Genomic DNA, 11,695 nt, shown 5'->3' with positions numbered 1-11,695 from the left:
TCGACAGCGGTAGTAGGTTGATGGGCATGACCGTTCCTCCTGTGGTCAGACAGGAACAGCTCATCGACGAGATCGCCCTCCACCTCGCTGACGAGGTAGAGGGCGACTGGTCCACGTTGGTCTTCAACCACCGCAACCTGTCCATGTTCTTCACCGGCCGCATCGACGTCCATCGCCCGGACGGCAGCTTCGCGCACGCCCGGCCACCCGACACGATCCTCGCGCTGACCGATGAGCTCCGGCGGGTGATGTACGAGCCCGGCAAGGGGGCCTGGTTCTCCGCTCGCTGGACCATCGCGTGCGAGGGCGGCGAGGCGCCCACGACGAACGTCGCGTTCAACTACGAGGACGAGCCCGTCTGGCGCTGGCCCGCGCACCCGGGGCTGTACGCCCTCGACCTCGAGACCTTCCCACGTGACGAGGATCGCATCCCCGCCTGGCTCCGGCAGAAGGTCAACGGCGCCCGCCGAACGCTGTAGGGACGCCGGGCGACCCGTCTCGCTTGGGAAGGACCCACAAGGAATCCCGGCGAAGCCTGTCGGAGTTGAGCGGTCACAGGAGCGGCGGCAGATGAAAGGGTCTGCACCGTGCCACAGGTCTCTCGAATTGCCATCGTCAACCGCGGTGAAGCCGCGATGCGTCTGATCCATGCTGTCCGCGACCTCAACGCGCGGGATACGTCCGAAGGGACGATCCGCACCATCGCGCTGCACACCGACGTCGACGCCGGGTCGGCGTTCGTACGCGAGGCCGACGAGGCCTACTTGCTCGGCGCCGCCGCGGATCGCCCGTACCTCGATCTCGCCGTCCTCGAGCAGGCGCTCGTCGCCTCCCGGGCCGACGCCGCCTGGGTGGGCTGGGGCTTCGTGGCCGAGGACCCCGCCTTCGCCGAGCTGTGCGACCGGCTGGGCGTCACCTTCATCGGCCCCAGCGCCGAGGCCATGCGGAAGCTGGGCGACAAGATCGGCTCGAAGCTGATCGCCGAGGAGGTCGGCGTCCCGGTCGCTCCGTGGAGCCGCGGGGGCGTGAACACGCTGGAGGAGGCGCTCTCGAGCGCCGAGGAGATCGGCTACCCGCTCATGCTCAAGGCCACCGCCGGTGGCGGCGGTCGCGGCATCCGGAAGGTCACCTCCGGTGCCGAGCTCGCCGAGGCGTACCAGCGCACCCGGGACGAGGCGGAGCGGGCCTTCGGCAGCGGCGTCGTGTTCCTCGAGAAGCTGGTCACCGACGCCCGCCACGTCGAGGTCCAGGTCATCGCCGACGGTCAGGGCACCGCCTGGGCGATCGGCGTACGCGACTGCTCCGTGCAGCGGCGCAACCAGAAGGTCATCGAGGAGTCGTCCTCCCCGCTGCTGACCGAGGACCAGTCCGCCGAGCTCAAGGCGTCCGCCGAGCGGCTCGCCACGGCGGTGGGCTACGCCGGAGCCGGCACCGTCGAGTTCCTCTACCACCCGGGCGAGAAGACGTTCGCCTTCCTCGAGGTCAACACCCGCCTCCAGGTCGAGCACCCCATCACCGAGGCCGTGACCGGCACCGACCTGGTCGCGCTGCAGATCCAGGTCGCCTCCGGCGTACCGCTCGCTGGCGACCGGCCGCTCGAGCGCGGCCACGCGGTCGAGGCCCGGCTCAACGCCGAGGACCCGGACCGCGACTTCGCGCCCGCTCCGGGCCGGATCAGCCGCCTCGAGTTCCCCGCCGGCCCCGGCATCCGCGTCGACACCGGCGTGGCCGAGGGCGACACCATCCCGGCCGACTTCGACTCGATGATCGCCAAGGTGATCGCCTGGGGCGCCGACCGCGAGCAGGCGCTGGCGCGACTGCGCCGGGCGATGGGCGAGACCACCGTCATCATCGACGGCGGCGCGACCAACAAGAGCTTCATCCTCGACCTCCTCGACCAGCCCGAGGTCACCACCGGCAGCCCGTCCTGGGCCGACACCGGATGGATCGACCGGGTGCGCGGCGAGGGACGGCTCCAAGCTGCCAGGCACGCCGGCGTCGCGCTCGTCGCCGCCGCGATCGAGGGGTACGACGAGGCCGAGCGCGGCGAGATCGCCCGCATGCTCCAGACCGCCCAAGGTGGCCGCCCCCAGATCCAGCACGACCCTGCCCGCACCATCGAGCTCAAGCTGCGCGGGGCGACGTACGCCCTGACCGTGCGGCAGTCCGGACCCGCCCGCTACCAGGTCACCATCACGGCCGGCGGCGAGCGGCGCACCCTCACCGCCACCCTCGACCGGATCGACGAGGTGCACGGCCGGCTCACCGTCGACGGCCACCGCTACCGGCTGGTGACCGCCACCCATGGCCCCGTCCATCTGGTCGAGGTCGACGACGTGATGCACCGGGTCAGCCGCGACGAGGGCGGCATGGTCCGCGCTCCCGCGCCGGCGCTGGTCGTGTCCACCCCGCTCGCCGTCGGCGACGAGGTGGCAGCCGGGCACCCCGTGCTGGTGCTCGAGTCGATGAAGATGGAGACCGCGCTGACCGCGCCGTTCACCGGCCGGGTCAAGGAGCTCCTGGTCCGGGTCGGGAGCCAGGTCGAGACCGCGGCGCCGCTGCTGCGCTTGGAGCCGACCGGCGAGGCCGAGGGCGAGGCGACCACCGCCACCCTGGCCGACCTCGATCTGCCCGAGCCCACCACCGAGCCCGGCCGCAGCAACGGCGCCCTGGACGACCTGAGCAGCCTGCTGCTCGGCTACGACGTCGAGGATGATCAGCGTCCGGCGCTGCTCGCCGCCCATCTGGCCTCTCGCTCCACCCGCGCGCCCGCGGAGACCCTGCGCGTCGAGATGGACCTGCTGGCCCTGTTCACCGACTTCGCCGAGCTCAGCCGCAACCGCCCGGCCGGTGACGAGCCGTCCACCGAGCTGCGGGTGCACAGCTCGCGGGAGTACTTCCACACCTACCTGCGCAGCCTCGACCCCGACCGGGGCGCGCTCCCGGACCACTTCCGCGACAAGCTGCTGCGGGTGCTCGCGCACTACGGCGTCACCGACCTCGAACGTACGCCGGAGCTCGAGCGCGCGGTGTTCCGCATCTTCCTCGCCCAGCAGCATCCCTCCGACGTCGACGTCGCGATCGGGGTGCTGCAGCGCTGGCTCGGCGACCCGCCGCCCGCGACGGAGGACGCCGCCGAGGTCCGCGCGCTGCTCGAGCGGATGGTGCGCGCCACGCAGCTCCGGTTCGCCGTGGTCGGCGACCTGGCCCGCTCCGTACGGTTCGGCTGGTTCGACCAGCCGCTGGTCGATGACGAGCGCCGCGCGGTGCTGGAGGGCGTACCGGCCGAGGTCGCCGCCCTCACCGACCCGAACGCCCCCGACCGGGCCGCCCGCGTCGACGCGCTGGCGGCCGTCCCCGAGCCGCTGGTCGGCTTCCTCCGCGACCGGCTGATCGAGGGACTCCCCGAGAGCGAGCCACTGTTGGAGGTGCTGATCCGGCGCCACTACCGCGACTACCACCTGCACGACCTGACCGTCACCGGCACGGGCAATGGCGACGGACGCCCGCTCGCGCACGCCGAGTACGCCACGGACGACAAGGGCGCGACCCGCGTGGTGTCCACCATCGGCGACGTGACCGAGCTCGCCAGCCCCGACGGCGAGCTCGGTGCCGCCATCACCTCGGCGCTGAGCTCCGACCACGATGATGTCGTCGAGATCTACCTGCGCTGGACGGATGCGCCGACCGATCCGGACCTCGCCTCGGCCGAGCTCGCCAAGATGCTCGCCGGCCACGAGTTTGCCCGCCGCGCCCGTCGCGTCTCGGTCGCGGTGTGCCATGCCGCGCCGCAGCCGATCGACTACTTCACCTACCGCCACCACGCAGACGGCGCCCCGCAGACCCCGACCGCCGAGCTGGTCGAGGACAGCCTGGTCCGGGGCATGCACCCGATGGTCGGTCGCAGGCTCAACCTGTGGCGGCTCAGCGAGTTCGACGTCACCAGGCTCGCCGCGCCCGACGATGTGCTGCTCTACGAGTGCGTCGCCCGGGCCAACCCGGCCGACCGTCGGCTCGTCGCGGCAGCCCAGGCCCGCCAGCTCGCCGTGGTCCGCGACGACGAGGGCCGCGTGATCGCGCTGCCGCACGTCGAGCGTGCCGTAGAGAACTGCCTCGAGGCGATCCGCCGCGTACGCACCGCCCGAGGCCGCGAGGGCACCAAGCTCGACGTGAACCACGTGTGGGTGACGGTGTGGCCGGTCGTCGAGGCGGATCTCGACCAGATCACCGCGCTCCAGAGCAAGATCACCCCGCTCAGCGAGGGCGCCGGGATCGAGGAGGTGCTCGCGCAGGGCCGGGTGGCCGGGCGGGACGGCGGCGACCCGACCCCGCTGGCCATCCGCTTCCACGCCAAGCCGGGCGCGGGCGTCGTGGCCGACGTCATCGAACCGCCCACCGAGCCGCTCGCCCCGATGGACGAGTACGCCGCCAAGGTGCTGCGCGCCCGACGCCGCGGCCTCGTCTACCCGTACGAGCTCCAGCGCGCCCTGGCCGGGAGCGGCACGGTCGTCGAGCACGACCTCGACGCGGACGGCGTACTCGTACCCGTCGATCGTGCTCCCGGGCTCAACAGCGCCGGCATCATCGTCGCCGTCGTGACCACCCCGAGCCCGCTCTACCCTGAGGGCATCAGCAGAGTCGTGCTCTGCGGTGACCCGCTCAAGTCCCTCGGTGCGCTCTCGGAGCCCGAGTGCGCCCGGGTGATCGCAGCCATCGACCTCGCCGAGCGGATGAAGATCCCGGTCGAGTGGTTCGCGGTGTCGGCCGGTGCGCGGATCTCGATGGAGAGCGGCACCGAGAACATGGACTGGGTCGCGGCCGCGCTGCGCCGGATCGTCCAGTTCACCCAGGACGGCGGCGAGATCAACATCGTCGTCGCCGGGATCAACGTCGGTGCCCAGCCGTACTGGAACGCCGAAGCGACGATGCTGATGCACACCAAGGGCATCTTGGTGATGACCCCGGACAGCGCGATGGTGCTGACCGGCAAGCAGTCGCTCGACTTCTCCGGCGGTGTCTCCGCCGAGGACAACCACGGGATCGGCGGCTACGACCGGGTGATGGGCCCGAACGGGCAGGCGCAGTACTGGGTGCCCGACCTGGCCGGTGCCTTCCGGGTGCTCATGGCGCACTACGAGCACAGCTACGTGGTTCCCGGCGAGACCGGGCCGCGTCGCGCGCCGACCTCCGACCCGGTCGACCGCGACGTGTCGTCGTTCCCCCACGCGGGTGACTTCGCATGCGTCGGCGAGATCTTCTCGGCCGAGCACAACCCCGACCGCAAGCGACCCTTCGACATCCGCACGGTGATGCGGGCCTTGGCCGACGCCGACCACGAGATGCTCGAGCGGTGGGCCGGCATGGCCGATGCCGACACCGCCGTGGTCGTCGACACCCGGATCGGCGGCTACCCGGTCAGCCTGGTCGGCATCGAGTCCAAGCCGGTGCCGCGCGCCGGCTTCCCTCCCACCGACGGTCCGGACACCTACACCGCGGGCACCCTGTTCCCGCGGTCGTCGAAGAAGGTCGCGCGCGCGATCAACGCGGCGTCGGGCAACCGGCCGCTCGTGGTGCTCGCCAACCTGTCCGGCTTCGACGGCTCCCCGGAGTCGATGCGCAACCTGCAGCTCGAGTACGGCGCCGAGATCGGCCGCGCGGTCGTCAACTTCCAGGGCCCGATCGTCTTCTGCGTCATCTCCCGCTACCACGGGGGTGCGTTCGTGGTGTTCTCCAAGCACCTGAACCCGTCGATGACCGTGCTCGCCATCGAGGGTTCGTACGCCTCGGTCCTCGGTGGTGCTCCTGCGGCGGCCGTCGTGTTCGCTGCGGAGGTCTCCAAGCGGGCGGCGGCCGACCCTCGGGTCGCTGCGCTCGAGGAGCGCATCGACCACGCCGAGGACGGGGAGCGCGGCGAGCTCGTCGTCGAGCTGGCCGAGCTCCGCGCCCAGCTGCGGGCGGACAAGATCGCCGAGGTCGCGGCCGAGTTCGACGATGTCCACGACATCCACCGCGCCGTCGAGGTCGGCTCGGTCGACGAGGTCATCGCGGCCAGCGACCTGCGGCCCAAGGTGATCGACGTCATCGAGCGGGCGTGGGGCAACGGGTGACCGACCGAGGTCACCACCTGCTCTAGGTCGCCGGGCTGGAGCCCAGGGAGGCGGATGCCTCCCTGGGTCGGCCGGCTCCGGCCAGGATCTGGAGAACGACCAGCAGGGCGAGCACCAGAGCCAGGGACCACCAGAGTCGGTCCATCGTGACGTTGTTGCCCCAGAGCAGGACCACGCCGCCCAGCGCCACCACGGCGACCCGCAGCCAGGTCACGTTGGCGGCGACCCAGCTGCCCGCTCCGCCGACGGGACCGTCCCCCAGACGAGCGCCGACGCTCTCGAGACCCCCGCCGATGGTCGTACGTGCGGTGGTGCCGTACCTGTTGGCGCCGGCGAACCAGCCGGCGAGCACGATCACCAGACCGAGCCACAGGACCACCTGCTGGCCGCGGTCGAGGTAGGTGAGCAGGGTGTCGAAGAAGACCCTGCTCGCCGGCCCGAAATCGGTGCCGGCGAGCGCATTGACGAACATCTGCCGCCCGATGGACAGCGCCCATGCCAGCACCAGGGCGTTGGCGGCGATGACCGCTCCGATCCACACCGCCATCCGAGGCCGGCGGCGGGCCAGCACCAAGGCGGCCAGGAACAGGACCCCGACCACGGGAAGGAGCCACTGGGCGACCGGGTTCGAGAACGCGTAGATCGTGCGTACCTGCCGGAGCTGGGGTGCGTCCATCAGCACGATCTGACGGTCGGTCTCGGGGATGGGCACGTTCTCGACGATGGTCAGACCCCGGGCGACGAGTCGCTCCTTGACCCGTTCGATGACCTCGTCGACCGCGAGCACGACCTCGTCGCCCTGGAGCGACACGGCACCGGAGTCGTCGCCGTTCAGGATGCGCTGGAGGGTCTGCTGGGCTCTGGTGTTGACCAGGACCCAGATGTCGGCGAACTCGTCGGAGGCGATGAACGCGCGTACCTCGCGCTCCACCAGACCGTTGATGGCCGCGGCAAGAGGCGCCACGAGCTGCTCCAGGCGCGGTCTGTCCTCGATCACGCCGGCGAACGCGGTGTTGAGGATCGCCTCGACGTCGACCTGCTGCTGGATCGCCGCGGTGACCCGGGTCGCGATCACGTCCTGCACCTCGGGAGACTCCACGAGGGGGCCGACGGTCTCGACGTACCGCTCGGCGTCGTTCAAGGTGCGCTGCCCCCAGTAGGCCACCGCGGCCGGCGTGGTCAACAACCCGGCCAGCACCAGGCAGATCACCGCCGCGATCGAGCGTCCTCGTGAGGGTCGGTCGGCGGTGGTGGCCACCGGGTCGTCGGTGGGTTCTCGGAGTTCGCGGGTGATGGGCGAGTCGTTCGACATGATGGTGGTCCTCTCGGCAGGTCCCGTCTTCGAACGAGGCCGGTCCCCAGGCTGTCCGGCGGGTCCGCCCGAGACATCACCCGGAGCGGGCGAACCCAGGTCCCGTCAGCCGGTCGTCCCGATCCGGTCGAGGGCCAGGTCAGCGGGTGATGTCGCGCCCGTGCGCCGTCAGCGCCCAGATGACGAAGATGTCGACAGCGATGATCAGCATCGACCAGAACGGCGAGTAGGGGATGAACGCGAAGTTGGCGCAGGCACTCAGCACGGCCAGGGTGACGCCGATGACGCGACCCCAGACCATGCCGTTGAGCACAGCGAAGCCCGCGAACACCACGAGCAGTCCCAGGATCAGGTGGATCCAGCCCCAGCTGGTGGCGTCGAGCTGGAGCAGGTAGTTGGGAGTCGTGACGTAGAACTCGTTCTCGAAGAGGGCGACGAGGCCGGAGAAGGCCTGGAAGCTGCCGGCCATGATCATCATCACGCCGGCGAACAAGATGAAGCCGGTCGCCCAGGTGCTGGGTGGCGGTTCCTGTGCCTTCCAGGTGGTCTCATCGTTCAATGGGGTCTGTTCGGTCATGACGGGACGCTCCTTGGATTGCCGCCGACCGCGAGGGACTCGATGTCGGGTCGTGAGGTGAACGGACGATCTCAATCTGGTCGTCCGGACCCGTGGGCGAATCACTCTCATTGTGTGAAACGTGAGGGCGTCAGGACTGACACGGTGGCCGTAGAGTGCGCCGGCTCTGCCCACAAGTCATCCGTCAGGGATGAGACGTCGTGCTGCCCGGATCTCTAGCGTGCGAAGCGTGGAAGACGCTGGTGAAGCCGCGCGAACGGCCGCTGGGCTCGACGACGTTCTGCTGGACGTCAAGCTCTCGGTTCCCGAGCTGCCGCCCAGACTGGTGAGCAGGGCCCCTCTGATCGAGGCGGCCCGGAACAGCGGCGCGCCGTCGGTCGGGATCACCGCGCCCGCCGGCTACGGCAAGTCCACACTCTTGGCGCAGTGGGCAGAGGCCGAGGACCGCCCGGTCGGTTGGGTGTCACTCGACCGCCTGGACGACGACTCCAGCGCCCTCCTCGTGCTGCTCGCCTCGGCGTACGCGCGGGCCGTGCCGGATCAGCAGGGCGTGGTCGCCGACGTGAGCGGTCTGGGCGTCTCGCCGTTAGGGCGCGCCGCACCCCACCTGGCTGCCGCCCTCAGCCGAAGCCCGGAACCCTTCGTGCTGATGGTGGATGACCTGCATGAGCTGCACTCCTCGGCCTGTCACGATGTGCTGAGCGTGGTCATCTCCGGTGTCCCGGCCGGCTCCCAGCTGGTGTCGGCGAGCCGCGTCGAGCAGCCCCACCTGGCTCGGCTGCGCGCCTCCGGCGCCGTCCTCGACGTGCTGGGACCCGACCTGGCGCTGGATGTGACGGGTGCCGAGCAGATCTTCACCGCGGCACAGGTGCCGCTCACCCGTGACCAGGCGATGGTGGTGACCGAACGGACGGAGGGTTGGGCGGCCGGCCTGCACCTGGCGGCGATGATCGCTCGGGACACGAGACAGGACGTGTCGAGCATCTCCGGCGACGACCGGTACGTGGCCGACTACCTCTACCGGGAGTCGCTGAGCCATCAGGACGAGGCGACGCAACGGTTCCTGCGGCGTACCGCTGTGCTCGACCGGCTCTGTGGCTCGCTGTGCGATGCGCTGTCGGGGGACACCGACGGTCAGGACCGGCTTCTCGCGCTCGAGGGATCCAACTCGTTCCTGCTCCCGCTCGACCGGCGGCGGGAGTGGTACCGCTATCACCCGCTGTATCGCGAGTTCCTGCTCGGAGAGCTGCGTCGGGTCGAGCCCGAGGTCGTCGCGAAGCTGCACCTGCGGGCCGCCGACTGGTTCGAGGCCAACGAGTCCTCGGCGATGGCCCTCGAGCACCTGCTGAACACGTCCGAGCGGGACCGCTGCGTCCAGATCGCGACGCAGCTGGTGCTGCCGACCTACAGCGCCGGGCAGATGTCGACCGTGAGGCGGTGGCTGTCCGTGCTCGGTGACTCGGCCATCGAGGAGCACCCTCCGTTGGCCGTACTGGCCGCCTGGATGGACGTCCTGGGAGGCGACCCCCTCGGGGCGCAGCGCTGGGCTGCGGTGGCAGAGGCTGCGGAGTACGACTGGGTGCCGATGGACGGCACCGCATCGTTCGAGTCGGCGCGTGCCATGTTGCGGGCCGCCATGTGCCCGGCGGGACCTGCGGCGATGATGCGTGATGCCGACCTCGCCATGGTCCAGGAACCGCCGTGGAGCCCGTGGCGCGACACGGCCCTGGCCGACGCCGCCGAGGCGCAGCTGCTCCTGGGGGACGTCGAACGGGCCGCCGCCCTGTTCGCCGAGAGCTCCACCGCCGGAGCCGAGCTCGGCAACACCGACACCATCGTCAACGCTCAGGCCGAGCTCGCGCTGTTGGCGATGGAACGCGGACGATGGGACGAGGCGACGGAGCGGGTCGCCGCCGCCCTCGCCGTCGTCGAGAAGCACCGGATGTACGACTACGCGATGAGCGTCCTCGCGTTCGCGGCCGCTGCCCGGCTCGGATTGCACGACGGGAATCTCGGTGAGGTCGACCGGCAGCTGACCCGGGCCATGCGCGCGCGTCCGTCCTGCACGTACGTCCTGCCGCACCTGGCCGTGCGCAGTCGCCTCCAGCTGGCCAGGGTGTTCTGGGCACGCGGCGACCAGACGTCCGCCCGGCACCTGCTGCGCGAGATCGACGACGTGCTGCAGCGCCGGCCGGAGCTCGGGGTGCTGGTCGACCAGGTCGCGAGGCTGCGCGCCAGGATCAACTCCTCGGAACGTGCCACCGCCGGCAGGCCGCCCCTGAGCCCGGCCGAGCTGCGCCTGCTGCCCTACCTCCAGACCCACCTCACCATCGCCGAGATCGGCGAGCGACTGTTCGTCTCCCGCAACACCGTCAGCTCGCAGGTCGCCTCGATCTACCGGAAGCTGGGCGTCACATCGCGGAGCGATGCGGTCCGGCAGGTCATCTCGATCGGGCTCCTCGGCTCCTAGCCGTCCGCAGGCGGTCCGTGCGCGGGGAACCGGTTGGCCGCGGGTACGGCGCTGAACCCGTGTGCCATCACGCTGAGCAGGACTGTGAGCGAGATGACCGCCACCACGTCCTCGCCCGCGACATGGAGATCCTCGAGCGCGATCAACGCGAAGATGACCGAGGCCAGGCCGCGCGGGCCGAACCAGCCGACGAACACCACGCTGTAGCGGTCGAGCCCCGCTCCGAGCAGTGCCAGCACGACCGGCAGCATGCGAACGACGGTGAGGCTGAGCACGGCGTAGCCCAGCATCGTCCAGCTCCACGAGTCCTGGATGACCGGAATCGCCAGCGCGCCGAAGATCAGCCAGCTGATCATCGAGGCCATGTCGCTGGACTGGTCGACGAAGTAGACCTCCTTCTCGCCGCTGCGTCCGGCAACGGTGCCGAAGACCAGACCGCCGACGAAGGCGGCGACGAACCCGTTCCCATCCGTGACGAGTGCTACGGCGTACGCCAACAGGGCCAGTGCGAGCACGGCCGGGCCGCCGAGCTCCTCGGACAGCCAGCCGCGCTTGCGTGCGCGCCTGGTGACCACGCCGCCCACGCTGCCGACGACGATGCCCGCGAGCAGGCCGATCAGCAGGGAGACGACCGCGCCGCCGGGGCTCTCGACACCGATCACGCCCTCGTCGACCGCGACCCCGGCGATCGCCACCAGCACGATCGGAGTGGCGATGCCGTCGTTGAGCCCGCTCTCCACGTTCAGCACGCTTCGCACCTTCGCGGGCACATGTGGGTTCGACATGACGGGTGCACCAAGGGCAGCATCCGTCGGCGCGAGCGCGGCCCCGACCAGGAGCGCTGCCCACGGGTCGAAGCCGAGCACGATCATCGCGGCTCCGGTGCCGATGGCGATCGTCAGCGGCAGACCGACACCGAGCAGCCGGACGTAGGTGCTCAGATCGCGTCGGAACTGGTCGAGCCGGACCCGCGATGCATCCGCGAAGAGGACCCAGACGAGGGTGACCTCCGCGATGACCTTGACCAGCTCGGGTTCGGCCTCGAGCTCGAGAAGGCCGAGTACGTCCGCGAACACCCAGCCGCCCGCCACGAACACGATGGGGGCGGTGAGCCCCAGCTGTTGGAGGCGACCTGCGAGGACGCACCACGCGACGATGGTCGCGAGGACCGCTACGAGCGCCGAGGTTTCCATGGGACGGACCTCCCGGCCGGCTCAGCGTGGGTGTAT

6 protein-coding genes are annotated in these 11,695 nt (G+C 70.6%); 3 read left to right on the top strand and 3 right to left on the bottom strand.

Annotation, left to right across the window (positions count from 1 at the left end):
• Positions 1-26 precede the first annotated feature (26 nt).
• Together ACW14X_RS08070 and ACW14X_RS08065 are read left to right on the top strand one after the other, a co-directional pair.
• Positions 27-479: an agglutinin cell wall attachment protein gene (locus tag ACW14X_RS08070; RefSeq protein WP_160024949.1), complete on the top strand. Its 453-nt coding sequence runs from the start codon at positions 27-29 to the stop codon at positions 477-479.
• Positions 480-587: 108 nt separating this feature from the next.
• Positions 588-6,107, top strand: a complete 5,520-nt coding sequence (locus ACW14X_RS08065) for an ATP-binding protein (protein ID WP_457165250.1) — start codon at positions 588-590, stop codon at positions 6,105-6,107.
• A 22-nt stretch (positions 6,108-6,129) separates the two neighbouring features.
• Here the strand turns inward: ACW14X_RS08065 and ACW14X_RS08060 are convergent, their stop codons facing one another.
• Together ACW14X_RS08060 and ACW14X_RS08055 are read right to left on the bottom strand one after the other, a co-directional pair.
• Complete coding sequence (locus ACW14X_RS08060) at positions 6,130-7,419, bottom strand: hypothetical protein (protein WP_457165249.1); 1,290 nt, start codon at positions 7,417-7,419, stop codon at positions 6,130-6,132.
• 139 nt (positions 7,420-7,558) lie between these two features.
• Complete coding sequence (locus ACW14X_RS08055; protein WP_201451106.1) at positions 7,559-7,996, bottom strand: DUF7144 family membrane protein; 438 nt, start codon at positions 7,994-7,996, stop codon at positions 7,559-7,561.
• A 229-nt stretch (positions 7,997-8,225) separates the two neighbouring features.
• Here ACW14X_RS08055 and ACW14X_RS08050 point away from each other — a divergent pair, with 229 nt between their 5' ends.
• Entirely contained in the window at positions 8,226-10,466 is a 2,241-nt protein-coding gene (locus ACW14X_RS08050; RefSeq protein WP_457165248.1) for a LuxR C-terminal-related transcriptional regulator, read from the top strand.
• On the opposite strand, the gene ACW14X_RS08045 is transcribed toward ACW14X_RS08050, so the two are convergent.
• A complete protein-coding gene (locus ACW14X_RS08045) occupies positions 10,463-11,659 on the bottom strand; it encodes a cation:proton antiporter domain-containing protein (protein WP_457165247.1) in 1,197 nt (398 codons plus the stop codon). The two genes, ACW14X_RS08050 and ACW14X_RS08045, sit on opposite strands and share 4 nt — an antisense overlap.
• Positions 11,660-11,695 lie beyond the last annotated feature (36 nt).

The sequence above is a fragment of the Nocardioides sp. YJ-D4 genome, assembly GCF_054031495.1.
Note: the sequence above shows the minus strand (reverse complement) of the source record. Positions and strands in the feature narration are given on the sequence as shown.

Coding starts and splice junctions, on each gene's coding strand:
- ACW14X_RS08070 (WP_160024949.1), top strand. CDS start 27: ATGACCGTTCCTCCTGTGGTCAGACAGGAACAGCTCATCGACGAGATC.
- ACW14X_RS08060 (WP_457165249.1), bottom strand. CDS start 7,419: ATGTCGAACGACTCGCCCATCACCCGCGAACTCCGAGAACCCACCGAC.
- ACW14X_RS08055 (WP_201451106.1), bottom strand. CDS start 7,996: ATGACCGAACAGACCCCATTGAACGATGAGACCACCTGGAAGGCACAG.
- ACW14X_RS08045 (WP_457165247.1), bottom strand. CDS start 11,659: ATGGAAACCTCGGCGCTCGTAGCGGTCCTCGCGACCATCGTCGCGTGG.